17 protein-coding genes are annotated in these 21,175 nt (G+C 42.3%); 7 read left to right on the forward strand and 10 right to left on the reverse strand.

All coding sequences use genetic code 11. The features are described from left to right. Window positions 1–84: 84 nt before the first annotated feature. From iscB to ACPZ3T_RS11440, 4 genes are all read right to left on the reverse strand, one after another. Entirely contained in the window at window positions 85–1,368 is a 1,284-nt protein-coding gene (iscB, locus tag ACPZ3T_RS11425; protein WP_490276309.1) for an RNA-guided endonuclease IscB, read from the reverse strand. A gap of 469 nt (window positions 1,369–1,837) precedes the next feature. After that, entirely contained in the window at window positions 1,838–2,239 is a 402-nt protein-coding gene (gloA2, locus tag ACPZ3T_RS11430; protein ID WP_490276311.1) for an SMU1112c/YaeR family gloxylase I-like metalloprotein, read from the reverse strand. A 4-nt stretch (window positions 2,240–2,243) separates the two neighbouring features. Then, window positions 2,244–3,527 carry a vWA domain-containing protein gene (locus ACPZ3T_RS11435; RefSeq protein WP_490276313.1) on the reverse strand — a complete coding sequence of 428 codons (1,284 nt, stop codon included), beginning with the start codon at window positions 3,525–3,527 and terminating at the stop codon, window positions 2,244–2,246. Next, entirely contained in the window at window positions 3,524–4,777 is a 1,254-nt protein-coding gene (locus ACPZ3T_RS11440; protein ID WP_490276315.1) for a vWA domain-containing protein, read from the reverse strand. The genes ACPZ3T_RS11435 and ACPZ3T_RS11440 overlap by 4 nt, the downstream gene beginning before the upstream one ends. Window positions 4,778–5,057: 280 nt before the next feature. Here ACPZ3T_RS11440 and ACPZ3T_RS11445 point away from each other — a divergent pair, with 280 nt between their 5' ends. The 5 genes from ACPZ3T_RS11445 (at window position 5,058) to ACPZ3T_RS11465 (ending at window position 7,477) form a co-directional block, all read left to right on the forward strand. Beyond that, window positions 5,058–5,720, forward strand: a complete 663-nt coding sequence (locus ACPZ3T_RS11445; protein ID WP_490276317.1) for an ATP-dependent Clp protease proteolytic subunit — start codon at window positions 5,058–5,060, stop codon at window positions 5,718–5,720. After that, window positions 5,710–5,955, forward strand: a complete 246-nt coding sequence (locus ACPZ3T_RS11450; RefSeq protein WP_490276319.1) for a hypothetical protein — start codon at window positions 5,710–5,712, stop codon at window positions 5,953–5,955. The genes ACPZ3T_RS11445 and ACPZ3T_RS11450 overlap by 11 nt, the downstream gene beginning before the upstream one ends. A 12-nt stretch (window positions 5,956–5,967) precedes the next feature. Further along, window positions 5,968–6,561, forward strand: coding sequence for an ATP-dependent Clp protease proteolytic subunit (locus ACPZ3T_RS11455; protein WP_490276321.1), 594 nt, complete (start codon window positions 5,968–5,970; stop codon window positions 6,559–6,561). Further along, window positions 6,545–6,670 (forward strand): hypothetical protein, encoded by a 126-nt coding sequence (locus ACPZ3T_RS11460; RefSeq protein WP_490276323.1) that lies wholly within the window; start codon window positions 6,545–6,547, stop codon window positions 6,668–6,670. Before ACPZ3T_RS11455 ends, ACPZ3T_RS11460 begins: the two co-directional genes overlap by 17 nt. Window positions 6,671–6,844: 174 nt before the next feature. Next, the gene (locus ACPZ3T_RS11465) at window positions 6,845–7,477 is read left to right on the forward strand and encodes a J domain-containing protein (protein ID WP_490276325.1); all 633 of its coding nucleotides are present in this window, start codon (window positions 6,845–6,847) and stop codon (window positions 7,475–7,477) included. 40 nt (window positions 7,478–7,517) lie between these two features. Here ACPZ3T_RS11465 and ACPZ3T_RS11470 read toward each other — a convergent pair whose 3' ends face one another. Next, window positions 7,518–8,849: an aromatic ring-hydroxylating dioxygenase subunit alpha gene (locus tag ACPZ3T_RS11470; protein ID WP_490276327.1), complete on the reverse strand. Its 1,332-nt coding sequence runs from the start codon at window positions 8,847–8,849 to the stop codon at window positions 7,518–7,520. Between the two features lie 184 nt (window positions 8,850–9,033). On the opposite strand from ACPZ3T_RS11470, the gene ACPZ3T_RS11475 reads away from it, so the two are divergent. Both ACPZ3T_RS11475 and ACPZ3T_RS11480 read left to right on the forward strand, forming a co-directional pair. After that, window positions 9,034–9,294, forward strand: coding sequence for a MoaD/ThiS family protein (locus ACPZ3T_RS11475; RefSeq protein WP_490276329.1), 261 nt, complete (start codon window positions 9,034–9,036; stop codon window positions 9,292–9,294). Next, the gene (locus ACPZ3T_RS11480) at window positions 9,284–9,478 is read left to right on the forward strand and encodes a hypothetical protein (protein ID WP_490276331.1); all 195 of its coding nucleotides are present in this window, start codon (window positions 9,284–9,286) and stop codon (window positions 9,476–9,478) included. The genes ACPZ3T_RS11475 and ACPZ3T_RS11480 overlap by 11 nt, the downstream gene beginning before the upstream one ends. Here ACPZ3T_RS11480 and ACPZ3T_RS11485 read toward each other — a convergent pair. The 5 genes from ACPZ3T_RS11485 to ACPZ3T_RS11505 form a co-directional block, all read right to left on the reverse strand. Further along, on the reverse strand, window positions 9,404–12,175 hold the full coding sequence (locus tag ACPZ3T_RS11485; RefSeq protein ID WP_490276333.1) for a DUF11 domain-containing protein: 2,772 nt from the start codon (window positions 12,173–12,175) through the stop codon (window positions 9,404–9,406). The genes ACPZ3T_RS11480 and ACPZ3T_RS11485 overlap by 75 nt on opposite strands. 67 nt (window positions 12,176–12,242) lie before the next feature. After that, window positions 12,243–16,001 (reverse strand): TonB-dependent receptor, encoded by a 3,759-nt coding sequence (locus ACPZ3T_RS11490; RefSeq protein ID WP_490276335.1) that lies wholly within the window; start codon window positions 15,999–16,001, stop codon window positions 12,243–12,245. Beyond that, a complete protein-coding gene (locus tag ACPZ3T_RS11495) occupies window positions 15,998–17,527 on the reverse strand; it encodes a DUF11 domain-containing protein (RefSeq protein WP_490276337.1) in 1,530 nt (509 codons plus the stop codon). The genes ACPZ3T_RS11490 and ACPZ3T_RS11495 overlap by 4 nt, the downstream gene beginning before the upstream one ends. Before the next feature lie 253 nt (window positions 17,528–17,780). After that, entirely contained in the window at window positions 17,781–18,344 is a 564-nt protein-coding gene (locus ACPZ3T_RS11500) for a hypothetical protein (RefSeq protein WP_490276339.1), read from the reverse strand. Window positions 18,345–18,447: 103 nt separating this feature from the next. Further along, the gene (locus ACPZ3T_RS11505; protein ID WP_490276341.1) at window positions 18,448–20,982 is read right to left on the reverse strand and encodes a beta strand repeat-containing protein; all 2,535 of its coding nucleotides are present in this window, start codon (window positions 20,980–20,982) and stop codon (window positions 18,448–18,450) included. Window positions 20,983–21,175 lie beyond the last annotated feature (193 nt).

Below are 21,175 nucleotides of genomic sequence, written 5' to 3' on the forward strand. Positions count from 1 at the left end.
GAGGTGAATTGTAAAACGTCCCATGAACACATTTTTGTGTTAGCAAAAACAGTGATTGGGACAGTTGAACAATTCACAAATTCTCTACATAGCATAAGCGTAACCATCTTTTTTGTGAATAGTTTTACAGTATTTATAAGAGATACCTTGGATTAATCCTTGTGCAGTTGAGATATTAAAACTACCTGTCGCACGAGTAGCAATTCTACCAATACAAGTACCAACCTTTTTACCTTTAGTAACAACAGCTTTTACAATATCTCCAGTTTGAAATCCAAAATGAAATTTAGTTCTAGAGCAATGTCGAATAGGAAAGCCATATTTATCGGTACGACATGATTGTCTTGTACCATGACCATTGGCTGTAATTAATAATGGTTTAACACCTTTGATTTTGAGAGTTGGTGTTGATGTCCCAACGCAACAAGCGTCTAGCCAGTGAGATTTACTTAACCCTTGTTGAGTTCTGTTGAATTTAGTTAACCCACCAGAACCAGTTTCTACGGGTAAGCCAGTAGATTTTAACGTTTCTAGTAGTGCAAATCGAGTTGTATTAACTGCTGCTGCATCTGCCAGTGGCTTTTTAGTTAATGCTAGGATTTTCTCTAATCTGGATTTGTCTTTTTTTAAGAAATCTCTGATATCTTGATTGCTTTTTTTGAGGTTACATTTCTCACAACTTAGTGTAAGATTTGTGATGGAATTTGACCCGCCCTTGCTTTTTGGATGGATGTGTTCAATTTGCAGTGGAGCATCTTTAATTCCACAGTAAGCACATTCTCTATTCCACTTTTCAAGTAGGTATTGTCGAGTCTCAAACCCAGCCAAAGTACCCTGTTGGTATTCTTTACCTTGGATATCAGGACGGTGGATTAACTGCATATCAAACTTAACCAGTTCTTGACTAATGGCTGTGATTGGTGCAACTTTCTGTAATCTACTAACCCAAGTTTTGATATTCTCAATCCGACTTTGTAAGCTTGGTGCTAACCATTCTTGGGGTCTAGTTCTATTAAGAAACCTGGGTTGACGGTATCTAGTTTTTCTACTCCTCCTAGCTCTACGCAGTTGCCTTCTTGAAGTTAAAGCATCCCGAATAGCAAACCCTCTGTGCTTTAATTCGGCAGCAAATACAACTTCACCACTGACATCGTTTACCAATGCAATACCTGTGTATTTTGCCCCAGGGTCTAACTTTAATCTGAGTGGGGATAAAGTAGCATCTGTAGATGATTCTTTCACAATAATTGTGAAAGGGAATCTTTTAAATACTGCTACTTTTCCTCTACTTAATAATTGTCTTGCTTGTGCTGGATGGATTGGATTTAATGGTCTTTTTTCGCTATCAATTACAAACACTTTGCACATAATTGTGCCTCCAATTTCTTGGGTAATGTGAGCCTAGACAATGATTTAAAGGCTTTTTACGTCAACAGCACTGGCTTAACCCAATTACACCTGTTTAACTGTTAACCTCAGAAGCCACTGCGTTGCTTTGGTTTGCAAAGTTGTAGCAAGTGGCGTAGCTACAAACTGGCTACGTATTTGTAGGTGAGATGACCTCAAAATCGTAGTGTACTAAACACTTAGTCGGGTAAACTCTAGGCTTTAAAAGCCCCCACCATATTGCTAGCAATTGGTGGTGGGTTGTTTACTTAGGTTATCCGTAGACATACACGGTTGTTTATATTTAATCTGAATTACACCCCTGTCAGGATCTTTCTTAAGACTGAGGTTTTATTGAAACATTATTGAATATGTTTTGCTCTCTACAATTTTGGCAATCAAAATATTTCAATCCGTTTTCACGAATAAATCTTACTAGTGATTTGATTGCCTACTGCTTTCTTCCAGAATACTCGTAAATCTCTAGGGGCAAATTATCCGGGTCTTTAAAGAAAGCAAATTTTTTGCCTGTAATCTCATCAATTCTGATATCTTCTACTTCTAAATTATGCGATTTTAAGTAAACAACAGTTTCGTCTATATTCTCAACAGCAAAAGCTAAATGTCTTAAACCACAAGCCTCTGGATTGCTGACTCTTTTAGGAGGATTGGGAAAGGAAAATAATTCAATTTGAGTATTTTCGTTAATTCGTAAATCTAATTTATAAGAATTTCTGGCGGCGCGAAATGTTTCTTGAATAATCGCAAATCCTAGAATATCTACATAAAATGCTTTTGAGCGTTGATAGTCGGAACAAATAATTGCTATATGATGAATGCCAGTAGTTTTCATGGGTTCAAGAACTTTGTAAAATTGTCTTGGCAGCAATGCGAGTTTTTTTGAGGTCTGCATCGGAAAGTTCTTGGCCAGATTGCAGGCGGGTGGCGGAAGTTTGTAAAACTGTGGCGGCGTTTTGATCACCGATTTGCAGAGCAGTTTTCGCCGCAGTTTGTAACATCGTAGCTGCACCGGAGCGATCGCCTTGTTGTAATTTAGTCTCAGCTAACTGAGTTTGGCGATATTTGGCTACAGCTAAAATCCACTGATGTACTTGCGAGTTAAAATCTGGTTGATATCCCTCTACCACGTTGGCATATATCGGCCACATTGGCGACAGTAACCCCTCTTGCTCTATTGCTGGGTCATCGTAGCGGATCTGCATATTACCAATAAGCTGCTCTCCTGGTGGTAACTTGCCTAAATATAAATTTGCTAAAACTACCCGTTCCACATCTTTCATTAAGTCCCCCACACGCACAGCACAAGTACCATCGTTTAATGTTTCCACGGGTAACTCAATAATATCGGGGAGAACTTGCGACATCGGTTTGAGTTCTGCTAACCTAACCTGGGGTTGTAAAGATAGTTGCAAGTAAGCATTCGTTAACCCTACTGATTGCACCCGTGTAAACAGACGATTAAATTGATGAGTAGCTTGTTCTGGTCGCTCAATATGGGCGAGAGTTCCACCACCAGCATCAGCAATTTTTTCTAATAAATCTTGATGCCAGTGATTACCAAATCCTAAAGTATTAATAGTCAGGTTAATTTTTGCAGCTTTTTTAGCCAGTTCTAAACATTGCCTACCATCATCATCACCAAATTCCCACTTCCAAATTTTCAGACTGCTTTTACCATAACCATCGGTAAGCAGAAAAGCTTGGGAAACAGCACCTTTTGTCCCCTTCATTAATTCTGTAATCCCCAGTTGTAACCCCTCAGCAATGGCAGTACCACCGCTAGCGGTTAATTTCTTTTTAATTTGAGATTTGATCTTTTCGGGGTCAAGCACTGGTTGATTAGGGATAATGACCACAGCAGAACCCGCAAAAGCGACAACTGAAATGCGATCGCGTGGTTCTAATCTATCTAATAATCGCTCTACAGCCTCAATCACGGTTTTGATAGGCCGACCGTGCATTGAACCACTCTGATCCAAGATTAAGCATAAATTCAAAGGCAAATTATGCTCAAACCGGTCAGGAACTGCCGAAATGGAAATAGCCAATTGACGCTGACTATTGATTTGAGCCGCATCAAGATTGTGATCACTTAAGGCTGAGAGCAATTGAACTTTCATTTAGGGGTATCTTGCAAGACAGTTTTCGAGACAATCCTAGTTTTCTTGCGATCGCTTTCTGATAAATCTTGCCCAGCTTGCAGTTGCGTTGCTGAGGTTTGTAGAACTGTTGCCGCACCTGTATCGCCCATTTGCAGAGCAGTTTTCGCCGCAGTTTGTAACATCGTAGCTGCACCAGAGCGATCGCCTTGCTGTAATTTGGCTTCTGCTAATTGGGTTTGACGATATTTCGCCAACGCTAAAATCGATTGCTGCACCTGGGGATTGAGTTGTGGTTGATAAACCCTAACGACGTTGGCATAAACGGGGGTATTGGGTGTGAATAACCCGGTTTGATTTTGGGATGGGTGATCGTAGCGCACCTGTACATTAGCAATTGGCTGTTTACCTTCTGGCAATTGTCCCAGATAAATATTCGCCAAAATCACCCTTTCTACATCCTTCATCAAATCTCCCAACCGGACAGCAAAGCGGCCATCACTTTCTTGTTGCCAGGGTAACTCAATTGTGTCTGGGGCAACTTGGGCAATAGGTTTAAGTTCCGCTAACCGGACATTGGGCATCAGAGAGAATAACAAATAAGCATTAGTCAAAGCCACCGTTTGAATGCGAGTGAACAAACGCCCAAATTCATCTACTGCTTGTTCTGGTTTTTGAATATAAGATAAAGCACCTAAACCCGCATCAGCGATTTTTTCTAAAATATCTTGATTCCAGTTGTCACCAAATCCGAGAGTATTTAAAGTCAAGTTATAACCAGCCGCCAACTGAGCAAATTTTAAACAGCGATTGTTATCACCGTGTTCATTTTCCCCATCAGTCAGCAAAAACGCCTGGGAAACAGTTTCTTTCTTCCCCTTGGCTAACTCCTCAATTCCCAAACGCAAACCTTCATCTATAGCTGTACCGCCATCCGCCGCCAGACGGTTGATTTGTTTTTTAATTTGTTCTGGGTCTGTAATCGCTTGATTCGGCACTAACACCTTAGCCCGATGATCGAAGGCTACCACACTGAGGCGATCGCCAGGATTAAGTCTATCCACCAACTGATTTGCTGCTTTTTTGACCGTTTCTAGCGGTCGCCCATTCATCGAACCGCTATGGTCAAGAATTAAGCATAAATTCAGGGGGACAGTCCGGTCTTGAGGTTCTGCACCAGCAGAAATAGAAATTGCCAACTGACGCTGACTGTTGACTTGATTAGCGTCTAGATTGGCATCATTGAGGGTAGGCTGCAAATTAACTTTCATAACCCAAGCTTCTCAGAATATTTAACAAACACGGCGAAGGAGAACTTCACCATTACACATTCTTGAATAACTTCAAATCGTTACATGAATCCTACGGAAAACTTAATTAAAGCCATCCATATAATATATTTCAGATAATATATTCAGAATATCTTAGAAGCCAAACATTGGCAGATGCCCAGCTATCTTGCTAATTAGCGAGGAAACCGCACTTGCAGATAGCTACCATCACGCTAGGATGTATTACAGTTAACGGTACAATATCAGGCGATCAGTTGCTATGGACATTTCCCCCATCAAGGCTGTTCAAGCCGCTTACTACGGCGATAACTCCTACCGGACACCGCCGCCAGATTTACCATCTCTACTATTAAAAGAGCGAATTGTCTATCTGGGAATGCCACTGGTTCCTGCTGTCACAGAATTGATTATTGCTCAATTATTGTACTTGCAGTCCGACGACCCCGAAAAGCCAATTAAAATTTATATCAACTCCACCGGCACTTCCGGTTATAGTGGTGAACCCATCGGCTTTGAAACCGAAGCCTTCGCCATCTATGACACCATGAAATACATCAAGCCACCCATCCACACCATCTGTATTGGTTCTGCAATGGGCATGGCAGCCATGTTACTCGGTGCTGGTACAAAAGGTTGCCGCGCTAGTTTACCCAACGCCAATATTATCTTGCACCAACCTAAAAGCTACGCCCAAGGTCAAGCCACAGATATTCAAATTCGGGCTAAGGAAGTTCTAGCTAACAAAGCCTCAATGGTTGATATTCTGTCTCGTACTACAGGACAGCCACCAGAAAAAGTTACCAAAGACATGGATCGTCTCTTCTACATGACTCCATACCAAGCCAAAGAATACGGCTTAATTGATCGAGTCTTTGAAAAAGAAGAACTCGCCAACCCCCCATTGCCAGCTAGTGTGCTTTAAGGAGGCAGGGGAGCAGGGGAGTAGGGGGCAGGGAGCAGGGAGCAGGGAGCAGGGAGCAGGGAGCAGGGAGCAGGGAGCAGGGGGAGACAAGGGAGACAAGGGAGACAAGGGAGAAGATTTCACTCTATCCCATGCCCGATGCCCGATGCCCAATGCCCAATGCCCAATGCCCAATGCCCTATGCCCGATGCCCAATGCCCTATGCCCTATGCCCTATGCCCAATTAACTATATAACGGAGTCAAAATATGCCTATAGGAGTTCCTAAAGTTCCTTATCGGATGCCCGGTGGCCAATTTACAGATTGGATTAGTATCTACGATCGCCTATACCGGGAACGGATTATTTTCCTAGGGCGTGATGTTGATGATGAAATTGCTAACCAAATCATCGCCGTCATGCTCTACTTGGATTCAGAAGACCCCGGTAAGGACATTTATTTATACATCAATTCCCCCGGTGGTATGGTAACATCCGGCTTGGCGATTTATGACACCATGCAACACATTAAGTCTGATGTGGTGACAATTTGTGTGGGTTTAGCCGCTTCAATGGGTTCTTTCCTATTGGCAGCCGGCACAAAAGGCAAACGCCTGGCATTACCCCATTCTCGGATTATGATTCACCAACCCTCTGGCGGTACTCGTGGACAAGCCACCGACATCGAAATCGAAGCTAGAGAAATTCTCAGAATCCGTAACCAGTTGAACCAAATTTATGCTAACAATACTGGTCAAGCTCTAGCCAAAATCGAAAAAGACATGGATCGTGACTTTTTCATGTCCGCCCAAGAAGCCAAAGAATACGGCTTGATTGACCGTGTGATTGAAGAAAGGGTGTAGGATTGGGGAGCAGGGGAGCAGGGGGCAGGGAGCAGGGAGCAGGGGAGACAAGGGAGACAAGGGAGACAAGGGAGACAGGGGCAGGGGGAGAAAAACTTTTGAATTTTGAATTTTGAATTTTGAATTTTTCTGCCCCATTCCCCATTCCCCATGCCCCATTCCCCATTCCCTATAAAATCTGTCAAATGTGAACTATAAAAATATAAAATTATTGATTATTATTAAAGTTTTCAGTTAGCAGTCGATGGCTGATTGCTGAACATTCACTACTTAACAGATCAAAATGGATCTCGGAGATTGCTACCGTTTATTGGGTTTAAGGTCGGGAGCTTCTTTTACCGACATTAAAGCCTCTTATCGAAAATTGGCGCAGCAATATCACCCGGATATCAACCCCGGTGATAAAAAAGCGAAAGATAAATTTATCGCCTTGACTGAGGCATACAGATTTTTGTTGACTGTCGTTCCACCAGAGGAGACAACCCCACGGGTAAAGCAGTCGCCTTCTACTTCTACAGCTAAACGGGACGAGACGAAAACCGCTACTGCCCAAAAAACAACTACAGCCACCGCCACAACTGAGAAACCACCAATGACTCAGCCGCCAAACATCGCGGAAATTGAACAACGGCTGAAGTGGAAGACTTACGAACAACTGCAACGATTTTTAAGAGAACGGCGATTTCCGCAAGCGATCGCCTTAGCTGAAGCCTTAGCCGCACGTTTACCCAAAGATCCAGAAGTACGCCAATGGCAAGCGATCGCCTATCAAATTTGGGGACGCGCCCTCATTAATGAAAACCAAATCCTCAAAGCCAGAGTTTATCTCAAAAAAGCCTTAAAAACCGATCCTCATAACAAAACCCTATGGGAAGAAGTACAGCGCGACTTCCAAAAATTAGAACAAATTTTTTAATAATTCTCTCCCCCTGCTCCCTGCTCCCTGCCCCCTGCCCTTATCTTTCCGCGTGAACATAGTCCACAAAGTAAAATTTCGGAGTCAGCCAGAATTTTAACCAAGCGTAAGCAACAAGACCTAACAGTCCGGTAATGACTAGGGGTAAACCTAACTTCAGTCTGAGGCTGTCGGGAAGAATGGCGGAGGTAGCAACGGTAACAGCAAAATAGGCTAGGAGAATAATTTGCGATCGCTCAATATTCTTTAAAGCGTTACGGCAACTACTACAATGCTGAGTATGTTGTTGATAACGATCTAATACCACAGCGCGATCAGCATTAATATTTGTGCTTTCTGCAACATTCATACCAACTTCTTGCCAAGGTAATTTTCCCTGACAATACTTATCAAACCACTTACGAAACTCAATCACTAAACGGTCTGCACTCGTAGGCATTTGATAAGCAGTTTTCCAGCTTTCGCTTGATTGTCTTTGTTGGAGAAGTTGTTCTTGCTGAAGTAACAAAATCATATCTCCATCTAAAACTGGATTACGATTTTTGATATGATCCCACCAACGCGGTGTAAAACGATGCAATTGTTTAGCAAAATTACGGCTAAATTGAGCCACAATTCGGGATTTACCCGGAGATACAGGAATACAGTAAGTAATTAATCCTACTTGTTTGCCAGCATTACCAAAACTAATAGCATACTCTAAACGACAAGGCGGCTCAAAAATAATTGTGCTTTTCAAGTTTCTACTCACACTAACCTCAATCAAATCTGGTGTAGATTGCACAATGTCGATAGGAATTGGTGTGGCGTTGTCTCTATTTCCCTGTACGCCATGATGAGCAAAAGGCACATGACTAGGATCGGCAACATTTTCTACTAAAGTTTGCCAATCATAGGCTAAATCACGGACAAAAGAACTCCACACAAAACCTTTGCTAGTATCTATTTGCGGTGACAAAGGTAAAGGCGTTTGGTTAGCTAATTCTGTTGATTTAGCATCTGGCCAAACCCAGAGTAAATCATTTGCTTGACGAACTGGTAATGTTGTCACACAAAAACTATCTCGATTCTTAGTGAGAATTTCTGGATTCTCCGCCTGGGGAATGCGAGTACAAATCCCTTCAGCATCAAATTCCCAGCCATGATAACTACACATCAAATTCCCTGTCTTCTCGTCAACTCGTCCTTCACTTAAAGGCGCGAGACGGTGAGGACATTGATCTAAAAATACGCGGTAAGTTTCAGAAAATTTAGGCTTCCAGATTACCAGACGCAATCCTAACACGGTTATGGGAGTGGGTCTTTGCGGATCTAAGTCTTCAACAGGTGATAGTGGATACCAATGCTGAAAAAAGTTAAATTCAGGTTGCATTTTACTCAAAAATTAAATAAATTTTAAAAAAGCGTCTATAACGACCGTTAAAACCAAAAGTTATGGTGTTTGTTAGTGATACTCAACACTAAACTATCAATAATGCCCAAAAAATAGAACCCTTATCCAGCTAGTCCACGTCTTCCACAAGGCTTATACCCTTAAAACCGGACGATAAAACAATATGTGCAATTCTGCCATTAAAATCACCGTCAAATTATTTGCTGTGTATCAAGAAACCTATGGAGTACCGGAGCTAGTGTTAGAGTTTCCCTATGGTACACCTGTGAGTGCAGTATGCGATCGCCTGATTACCGAACACCCAAAACTCAGCCAATGGCGCGACGTTACCCGCTTTGGGATTAATTTAATTTTTGTCAAACCCGATACAGTCTTAAAAGACGGCGATGAAGTGGTGTTAATTCCCCCTGTTAGTGGAGGCTAGACAAGGTAGACAAGGTAGACAAGGTAGACAAGGTAGACAAGGTAGACAAGGTAGAAATATCCAATGCCCCATGCCCAATGCCCAATGCCCAATGCCCCATGCCCAATATTCATTTCACCTTAGCTCTAAAACGAACAAAACCGTAAGATTCTGGTGGTGTACCGCTACCAGTAGCGAACGGTAGCACGGGTAAAATGAGAGTGCGAGTGATTTCTACGACTATAGCCCCATTGGTGTTGCTACTAGCACAGAAGCTAGGTGTATTCGGGTCATTAGCTGGGTAAAAAGTGCCGCGATCGCTATCTGCTACATTACTAAAATATACTGTTGGTTCAGTAGAACCCACAGCCATTGCAATACCTTGTTCTGCCCCAGATAAACCGCCATCATTAGGAGTCTGACTATTAAAAGCCGCAGGGAGAAAGGTAACATTACTAGGAACTAGATCACACAATTTTACATTTACCGCATTATTTTCACCATTAGACAAAAAGTAGATAGTATATTCTAATTCATCGCCTGGCTTGACAATATCAGTATGAATTAAACCCCGTAAATAACCACTTGGCCATTTGGCATCATCATCATCAGTATCCTGTGGTGCAGCTACATATTGATCATCATCGGAACTAACATCACTACGTCCATTGATAGTAGTAATGTAATCTTGGTTGTTAATGCGCGTAATCCGTTTGACTAGAATTAGATTAGAAGTTGAGCTGGAAGAAACAATATTAGCAACATCAGGGGGACTGGTATTATTAGTATTATTACCATCACCACCACCAGATACGGTTGCAGTATTAGTCACACTAGTAGCTGTAATATTAATGTCAATAGACACATTAATGCTGATATTAGGATAGCTGCTACCTGCGGCTAAAACATCGCTGCGAGTGCAAGTTACACTTTGTCCTGAAACTGTACAATTCCATCCTGTACCTGACGCGCCTGTAGGAATGATGCCAGTGGGTAGAGTATCCGTTACTGTCACCTGAGTACCATTAGTAGCATCACCACCAGAATTAGGTACAGTGATCACATAAGTACCTGTACCACCCTTAACAAAATCAGTTGGTGTATGGGTTTTACTAATTGTTAAATCAGGACTGACGATATTGAGAAAATTATTAGCCGCAACACTGGGAAAGAATGTCCATTGGTCTAAACCTTTGGTATCTCCGAAAGAACCATTAGCATGACAGACAACATTTTCATTACCACCAGTCAATTGCCCAAAGGCACGTTGATTTGTGGTAGTATCAAATCCTGTAATTTGATTACTGAATCTAATAGTGGGTGCGCCCACACCGCAAAGAGGATTATTGTTATCAATATCAGCTTGTGTTGCTGTTGAATCAACTATAGTACCATTTTTAGTTTTATAGACTCGGTCATCATAAAAACCAGTGGTGGGGCCAAAGCCTGGTAAGTCAGCAGGGTATGAAGCTGGAGGATTAAGTAAAGTGACTGTTGGGCCACCGTAGTAATTATTTTCTGCATCTAATACCGGAAAGTGATATTCCCCAGCATTGATTCTGATAGTAAATTGATAATTTGTCCCCACTGGAAAGAAATTACCAGCATTGTCTCTGCCATCCCAATTCGCAGTTTGTGTCCCTGCTGAGTTCATGTAACCTCTGATAACTCTGTTTATGGGGTTTTTCGGGTCAAAGTCTGTGCTACCACTACCTTTGATCACAATTTCGTATGACCCTGTAACAGTGCTATTGAAGCTAAAAGTACCACCATTACCGACTTTACTGTTGTTACCAGATAAATTACCGACAAAATTAGCACTACCTACAATGGGAGGAACTGGGGTAGTAGTAATACCGACACCCTGGAAAATCCCAGAGCGGTCATAACGATTAATAAAAGCTAAAGCGTTAGGATCAAGCAGATTAAAAAATGTGGGAAATTGCGGACGTGCTAAGGATGCACCACCTTGGATACTAGATACATTACCGTTAGTACCAACAACGTTACGGTATAGAGTCGAGACACCATCACTATCAAAAAAACCAGCTTCGTTACCATAAAGAACGAAACCGTTGGGGTCTAAACCTCTAATTTCTGTTCTATATCTATAACCGTCTGTGGTGACAGGATAAACTGTTGAATATATCGGTCTACCATTACCTCGTGTAAATAATGCTAAATAATAAGAAAATAAACGTCCGATTGAGTCTGCACTGGAACTCGTACTATTGCGAATAGTTACATCCCAAGCTGCTACACTACTTCCTTGGCTAGAGTCAAAATTAGTACTACTAGTTAAATTTATCTCTGCTGTTACCCCACCATCACCAGTAGCACTAAATCCTGCGGGGCCAAAGATGACAACATCATAAATGCCTGTCGTGGGTGCTTGATAGTAACAAGGTGTATATCCGCTAGTATTAGCATTACCATCAATACTTTTTGGCCCCGCTAATTCCTCGGTTCTGCTATTAATCTTTCCTCGTCCGGCTTGAGAAGTACATTGAAAACTGGGTGTACTGGGAAAAGTTTCACTACCTACCTGACCTGTGACTAAACCAGGGTTGTAAACATAGATATCACCAGTGGTTGTGACACTTCCACTAGTGCGAGTGACACCTACAGCACTAGAACCTAGTAGGATGTATTCACCAGCTTGGGCATAAACTTTTAATAGTGTTCTTCTTTTAATTAAGTTACCTGTATCTTCTGTCCGCCATTCTAAGTTAGCTCGATATGCAGTCCCAGGGGAAGAAGCAGGGTATAAACTGCGGCTGCCTTCGGCTTGGACGGGTTGGATACCAATAGCTACAATACCTACACAAAGAGCCGCACTGGTAGTAAAGGATTTGATATTTGGGATTTTTTTTATTTTGCGATTAGTTGGGCTGCGATTCATAATTTGATAGCTTTTAATTGTTAATTGCTGTTTGTTATAACCCAGATAAAGATATAATTTTGCTTTATTATTTTTTGGCTGCTGTTACAGGTTTTTGTAACCCAAAGCCATCAAATAATTCGTTCAGTTTCAGCGTCAAGCCCAAATATGCACCTCCTGCGGAACGTGTACCCGAAAAATCCCGGTCATCAACTTTACCAAAGGCATAACCAGCACCTAGACGCAAATTAGGACTTAAATAATAACCAGCTTCCACTACAAAGCCTGTCTCAGTATGGTTAGGTTGACCAATTACACGCGCCTCACCGACTAAATCCCAACTATATCCCAGGCGATAGGTAGCCCGTAATTGTCCGAGGTTTATCGTACTTGTACCGACTAAGTCACTAGCTAAATAAGAAGTACTGTTACGCAACGCATACTTACCATAAAATTCCCATTGCCAATTAGGTGCATAAATCGCTTCTACTGCAAAGGTATGGTCTTGAGAACCCGTACCACTACCTAAAAAGATGGTGTCGGGAATAGTTGCGGGGTTTTGACGATATTCATAACGTAATAAGGCGTTAAATTTATCGTTAGCGGGGTCGCGGTAAGCTAAACCTAACTTGAAGTTGACTCTATCACCCAGTCCCGAAAGTTTTTGATTGGAAGAATTAGCTTGTTGATAACGGAATAAACCTGTCAGTGCAGGGGAGATTTTACCTAAAGCTGCGGCGGAAATGACGGTATTAGAACCGCCAGAGGAAGTGCGATGTTCATAACGCGCACTAGCTTGAAACTTAGGATTATCAGAGTATTCCAAGCCAACACTGTAACTATCACCGCCATTAAATCCAATAGCAGCTGCACTTTGTCCAGGGGCAAATGGTTGGGCAAATTGTTGACCTGCGGCGGTACGGTTGAAGAAGTTACCAAAGACGTGTTCGTAAGCGAGATTCAACCGCAACCCAGAAGCAATCATCCACTGATTTTTAATCCCTAAAGCACCTTGGGTAGTAATTTCATTAGCTCCACCGATAATGGAATAACGACCAGTTAAGGTTGTATCTGTACCAAGTTTATGTTCGCCGTTGACACTTAAATTAGTGATGGAATTTCCTGCTAACTGACCAGCAGTGTAAAACTGTTGGGCGAGACTAACATTAATACCAGGAACAACAGCCCAATTCAAACCTAAAATAGTGCGGTCTGGGTAGACTGTATCTTTTTGGGAAGATAAGGTGAGTTCGTTTTGGGCTTGAAAAGTGAGGTTATTGGTGAGGGGATAGGTGAAACGACTACGCAATTGATCGGATTTAGTATTCAAGCCATTAGTCATTCTGTCTTGGCGATCGCGGTGAATCCAATCAACGTCCATAGTAGCTTTACCTAAGCGTTGTTGTATCCCCGCCGAAATGGTTGTCAGGGAATTATCAACTTTACTACCGGGTATAGCTTCTGAACGCGGTGCAAATAATTCTTCAAAGGTATCTAATGGCTGGGCTGCAATGCCAAAGTTATCTTCGTGGTCGTACTGTACCCGAATATTCGTAGTTTTGGTAACTCTCCCGGTTAACTGTCCGCCATAACGAGTCTGACCAGGAACAAAGCTAATGGTAGCGTTATTAGCAAAGCCTGTATCGGCGTGACGATAATAAGCGCGACCTTGTAAACCTTTAAAAATCTCCCCTTGGGCTTCTAGACGGTAAGCTTCCCCTCTTACCCGTCCCATCATCTCAGAATCATTGCTGGAATGGGCATATTCTGCGGTTAACTTACCTTGAGAACCTAAAGCAATCATGGCATCTGCGCCATAGAGTTCAAATTCTCGTACTCCTTGCTTTTCTCGGAGGTAAGTTGCACCTAACCAACTTTCTTGATTGAGGGTGCGGGAAAAGTTGTATTGTAGACGACCTGCATAGATATTGTTATCTGAGTTACCCCCATCGTATTGATAGCTAACCACAATCCGCCGCACGAGAACTTGTCCCGTTTCGTCAATATCTGTACGCAGAATTGGTTCACGGAAAATGAGAGTACCGCGATCGTAATCAATTTCGTAGTCTCTTGCCCTATTGAGTTGTTTTCGTTGTAAGACTGTACCAGGGCGATTTAATTCTTCTAACTCCAGGAAAACATTTTCACTACCAGGAACTAATAGCCGCCGAGACAGGAAATAATAACCGCTAGTCCCATCGGGAGCAATGGTATCTCGTTGAAAAGCTTGTAAATTATTGCCATAGAAACCTGTAATTTGCAGATTCCCTAAATTGTAGTTGGCTTTAAATCCGTGGAGTTGGCGAGTAACAGCAGTAAACTGCTGCGAAGCACGGGCAAATTCCTCTGTATTGTAGTCACCCCACATAGCATAATCAGGGGCAGTTCCAGGGATACGAGAGGAACGCTCAAAACGCAGATATAAGCTATCAATGGAAGGTGTAACAGCATCAACTGTGGAATTGTCACCGTAAACAGGATAGTTTTGTTCGCTAAATTGAGAACCTCTAAACAGGCGATTATCACAGTTACAATCCTCATTCAGACTACGAGAACTGTTGTATGCACCCGTAAACAACCATTCGCCAAAAGTACCCGTAGCAAAAATAGCTGACTGAAAATCTAATTGAGTGCTGTTATCTTGATCGGGACGGAGAAAATCACGGAAGCTACCATAATAATTTGTCCCCCTTGCACCTAAACGCAAATCTATCACCCCAGTTACCAAACTGGGACGCAATGCTGTTTCAAATTGCAGTTGGGTGAAGGCTTCTAAGTTATTAACTATGCCTCTAATTCTCACAGTTTGAGCTTTGAGATCAGAACGCAATTGAGCCGTGAATTGTCCTTGCTTCACCTCTACCTGAAACCCTGGTTGTTCTGGTTTCAAGTCTGTTCCTACTAACTCTCCAGCCGTGGGGATTAAAGTAGCGATCGCATCTTGATTAGAGCGATTACCATTAATATCTAGCAGTTGACCTTTAATGGTGGCTATTGAACGTCCATCAGCAGGGATACGAGACTCAACGGTTTCGATGGTTAATTTACTAGCTTTTCCCCTGACTATTACCCTAGCTTTGATCGGTGTCTGTGTACTTCCGATGATTTGAGCCGCAAGAGTATTTTCACCCTCTTTGAGAGCCACTCCATACCATGTCTGCGTTACTAAGTTAGTATCCGCATCAGTTGTTGTTTTCCCTATTAAGGCGGCATCAACTAAGACATCATTTACCCGCAGTTCTACTTGACTACCAACAGGAAACTGTACTGTTACTGTAATTGCTGGGGCATCTACAATGCTGTCAGCAGTAGGGATGAGGATTTTGATTGGGGATTGGGGGTTGGGGACTGGGGATTGGGGATTGGGGGTTGGTTCTGCTGCTATGAACTTACTTAAGCTTCTGGGTAACGGTGTTTCAGTGGTTGGTTGGAAAGTGGGGATTTCTGGAAGTTTTTCTGGGATGGGTGCGGTGAATTTGCTTAAAGCTAATGGTACTGCAATTTCTGCTGAGGGTTGAAATGGTGAAATGGCGTTTGCAGCAATTGGCGGATTGTCAGGTTCTACTTCTGGGGATTGACCTAACCCCCTAACCCCCTTCCCTAGTAGGGAAGGGGGGATATGTAGAGACGTTTCATGAAACGTCTCTACATTATTTTTAGGGGAGAGGTTGGGAGAGGAATTTTCTAACTCTGGTAATAACTCTGGGTGATTATTAGTTTCAGTTAACTTTGGGTGATTATTAGTTTCAGTAGTTTCACCATGAACTATAGCTGGATACAAAACCCAGCTAAAAGCCCCTACCATCACTCCCATTAACCTTAAATTGAAATTAGTTACAGGTTTCATGGCTTAACTACCTCCTCTGAGATAGGAGTGATGGCAAAATTCATGCGTACTAAGCCACCTGGTTCTAAACGCACTAGGCGAGATTGGCTATTACGTTCTCGGAATTTTTTGTTAGGTGCAAGTTTATAACCGGGAACACTGGTGAGGTCTAATACTCCGGCATGACTTCCAGGTAAGGCATTAGCTACGGAAAATAAACCATTGGGGTCAGTAGTAATACGGTTGCCGTCTTGTAAGAAGATGACGGCATTGGGAACACCTGGTTCTCCTGGTTGTTGTTCCCCATCAAAGTTTTTATCTACAAACACCCGACCTATAATAGTGCCGCAATCAGAAACTATACCCGGTCTAATTCTTAATTGATGGGTAACAGGGCCATCTTTAATACTAAAAGAATTATCAGCACGTAGGGCATTAGCGATCGCACTATTCTTACCAGTCCCCCGCAGAGAATCTGTTGTTAATTGGACTGCATAGGCAATATTTAACACTTTCCCCACGGGGATATTTACGTTGGTGCTGAAGGTGACTGTGCTACCGTTACGTGTAGCCGTGATGGCCACTGGCTGACGATCTATTTCTCCCCGGACAGATTTAGCTACAAAGTTAAATCCTAGAGGTAAGTTATCGGTAACAACTACATTACTTAAAGCCGCATCAGATAAGTTGCGGACTGATAGGCGATAAATTACAGTATCTCCTGGTTCAGCCGCAGCGCGATCGCCTGTTTTGATGATCTGCATCTGGTTGGCTTGGCACATATTGGTAGTGAAGTTAAAAGCTAGTAAGTCCAATCCCTCCGCTTCCGCATTTGCCACTAAAACCACTGTGTCATCTACTGTTGTTGCACCTGTCAGACTAATTGGTTGACCATCTAAAGAAGTAGCAACATAACGGACAACACTGTTATTAATTGCCCCTGTACTATTAAGAATTTCAATCTTGATACGTCGTTGCTGATAAATAGAATTAGCGGGCGGATTAACCACAAGAATATAAGTTTTACCTGGTTCTAGTTGCCCTTTATTGGGGTCAAATAAAAAGTTATAAACACCAGCCGGATTATTTGTAATAAAATACGGATTAACATTTTCACTATTTGGTGTTTTGCCACCCGGAATATTATTATTAGGAATATCAGGAACTTCTGTACGTGTTAAATCTACTAATTGTCCTAAGTCTGTGCCTGTAGGGTCATTGGGATTTGCTTCATATACACCCACAGAAAAACCTGTATAATCTGGTAAAAGCTGACCTCCACAACCTAAAATTCTTCCTAATGGGTCTACTAATGGACTAGGATTCAAATCCAGCTTACTAGTAATTCCTAAATATTGATTATTGCTAGCAGTATCTTGATAAGTATAAGTAGCTTGATTACTCACATTGACTACACCAGCATTTTGTGCTGTCACTGGTATAAATACAGTAGTTGACAACAAACCACCAAGGAGAATACTTGCTGTTAATTGTTGATACCAGTTACCACTAAAAGTAAATTTTTTCCTGTTACGAGGACGATTCACTGACTTATCTCCTCAGAAACGCCCTGATATTGATGAATAAAGACATTGATTTAATACTGACAAAATTGTCAGGCAAAAAGTAACCTATTTTCATTTAAGAAATCAAGACAACATACCTCATTTAAAGATGCAATTTATACCAGATTTAAAGCTTGTAGTAAGCACTTTAGTGCTGAGGAATTAAGGACTAAAGTCCTTACTACTAACTTGCTAATAAGTAAATGTTGCCCCAAAATAGTAGAAAACTTGTCAGTTAACGTACCTGAGTTTGATAAGTTGCCTCAACTGTAGTTTTTGCTGCTAGTGAGGGAACTTTTAAACGAATGTGAGTATAAGCAGTTGCAGGTGCAGGTTTAGTTTCGACTTTCCCCCCAGGGAGGGTAACTTTAATTGTGGGATTTTCGACAAAACTACGTCCGCCATCGATGCTGTAGGTGATTTTGGCATCTTTATTGTTCATATTGGCAGACTTCAATACGTACATCATCCCTTTGGGAATGGGTTGATTGAGAGTGAGATTTTTAATGGGGCGATCGCTCTTATTTTCCCCTCTCAAGGTATAACGTAATATATCCCCTGGTTGCACCACAGCTTGACCTTGCAGTGCTTGCCATACAATCTTTTGTTTACCTTGTTGGTCTTTAGTAATAACTTGTTTTTCTGCTGCTAAACGTAGCTGTAATTGTGGTTGCTTTTGAATATTTTGCGCCACCACACTGCTAGATAACCAAGAAGTTAGCCCCGGTAAATTCCCAATAAATGGTACAGTTGCAGTTACAGCCAATGCTCCCAGACTTGCGATCGCAACACCCTTCATTCCAATTGCCTCAAAAACTCTTAGATATATAATTCCCATGTTTGTAGTAAGGACTTTAGTCCTTAATTCCTCAGCACTAAAATACTTACTACTCTGCAAACCTTTAGTTAACCTTACGACGGAAGGTAAATGTTCTTAGCTGACCCGGTGTTACCTGACCAGTGACATTATTTACATATCGAGTCACATCGGTATTTACGGTAGTTCCTGTCTGGTCACTGCCAAGGGTGGTAGCTGGATTACCGTTAAAGAACTGGATATTGCCATTCGGATCAATAGCTGAACCAATGATGTTGCTAGTATCAATCTGACCATTACTATCGTTATCTAATGCCCAGTTATTCGGAAGTGTCACACCGTCTTCAGTAATCACCACATTGCTGGCGTTTAAAATGATGTTACCGTTACCAGATTGTGGCTCAGAAATATTACTGTACTGAATCACGTATTCAATAATATTTCCAGGTATAGGACTCTTGGGATCAGAACTAAGTTGACCATCAGTACCAGCTACTGGCTGTCCATTGGCATCTAAGATTCTCGACAGTTTTCGCAGTTTTAAGTAACCAGTATATACACGGTCAATGGTTGTATTCTTAACAGTTTCAGAACCCAAACCAGGGGTAGCATCATCTACAAAAGCCGTAATGGGAACTGGGAAACCTCTGTCAATATCTGTAGATAATGGAGTGCCAGCAGGTAAATCAACTTCTACACCGTAGTTGATATTAGTGCCAGCCGGGACATTAGGAATGGTAATGTATTCATTGGTGGCATCAATAGCTGATTGATCACCTGTTGTTGCAGGATTGCCATCAGTATCAAAGAGGAAATTAGTCCCATCCCAAACATAGGCTCTAGATTCAGAACCATAGGTAATGGTGACTAATGTACCTGTGGGCAAATCACTAGGTGTTGCAGGTGGTATAGGAACTAGAGAATAGTTGCTGGGGTCAGTACCACTATTTCTGATGGTGTTAGTGAAGGCTACGGCTTGAGGGTTGAGTGTAGAACCTGGTGCTGTCCCGGCTGGTACTAAAGAGGATTTGTTAGTGAAGTCATCATTGGTTGTACCAGATGGGCCAATGGCATCGGGAGCATTGACAGGGCCATTGAGAACTGCTGAAGTTACGGGAACTTCGATAGTAAAGATGTTGGCTTCACCACCTTGTCCAACACCAGTGTTATCGTTATTACCATCAACCCCCGTTTCCGGTGTAGCTGGTGTATCAATAAAACCGTCATCAACACTAGTGTCAGGAAGAGTATCAGGAACACCATCACCATTGGTATCCGTACCCGGAGGGGGTGTCATGTTGCCCGGTTGACCATCAAAGTTACTGGGGTTTTGATCACCAGATTCATCGTATACAGGGGCGTTAGTACCAGGAGTTTGACCAAATACTTGGGCGATGTTGGCAACTTGCAGAGGTGAAGTTGCGCCAGCTTCAACCGCTAATTGAATCGAAAAGCCCGTAACTGTGACATTTGGTGCAACAGAAGTAACCGTAGCGGGGTTGTTGATGAAACCAACACGGGTAACTGTAGTCAAATCACCAGGTGCGGTTGTTGTCCATTGAGCAGCATTAGCATCTGTGGTAACTGGATCAGTAGTATAAACTGCTGTCCATCCACCTGGGGCAGTTGGTACGGCTGCCAAATCTGTACCTGTAGGAATCGCATCGGAAATTAAGATACGCGTTACAGGATTACCATCAACGATAATAGTTGTTCCTTCCAATGGTGCTGGTGTTAATCCCTGTCCTGTGGTGTCATTACCTTCAACTCGCAAACTCAATCCATAGGTAAGGGTGTCATCTGTAATTGAATTAGTTGTACCACCATTGCTGTAATTAGTACGTGTCTTGAGAATAGTCGCTAAAGAGTAAGTTTTAACAGTACTACCCACTGGGACATTTATAGATGTATCACTAGCTTCTCTAGTACCGTTAACAGGTGCGCCAGCTACTTCATTGGGACTACCATCAGCATTATCTACTGTGTAAACGTCACCACCATCGGGATTTCTCAAAACGTTTTGAGCATTGGCTGGAGTATTACCCAACTTAACGGTAATTATGTCACCAGATTGCGCTCCTGCCTGTACAGTCACAGGGACTCTGACTAAGACCTTACCCCCTACAGGAATGTTTGGTACAGTTACATCTGAGCCAGTGATGTTAAGCCAGGTTGTACCATTGTCAAGACTGTATTGCAGGTTGTTGGGTGTGCCACCGGGTAATGTTCCTGAAACTGTGGCTGGCCCGGTTGTGCTGGCAAGGTTGGGTATGCGGAAGCCTGTGGGGTCGTTACCGACGTTAGTGACGGTATAATTGAAAATTAATAAATCGTTTACCTGAACACCAGCACCAGGGTTGGTTGTATCTTCTACACCTGTATACTCAACTGTAATACCCGCAACTTCTGCAATAGTTACAGTTACGGTGTTAGATGTAGTGTTGAGTGGTTTGTCTGGGTCATTGGGATCTTCGTAGGTTGCTGTTGCACGGTTATCGATGACTGTACCAGCTGTAGTTCCCTCCGCTAGTACAGGGGCAACAAATTGGAAAATACCGTTAGCTAAGAATGCTGTTGCTATTAAAGCGCGGTAAAGTCTAGACTTGTTAGTCTTATTCATGCTAGAACGAGATTTCATTTGGTGTAGTTGCTTGATAGAGTGCTGCCTGATAAATTTCGATGAGAATTAGTGCAAAATACACCTGAGTCATTCAAATCTACATTTGATGTAAGTTGCAGTTATTTCTTTCCATAGCAAAGCTGTTCAAAAGCAATTGAGATTGCTTCAGAGCAGGAATTTGAGTTGATATCTA

Source organism: Aliinostoc maniaoense, assembly GCF_058172895.1.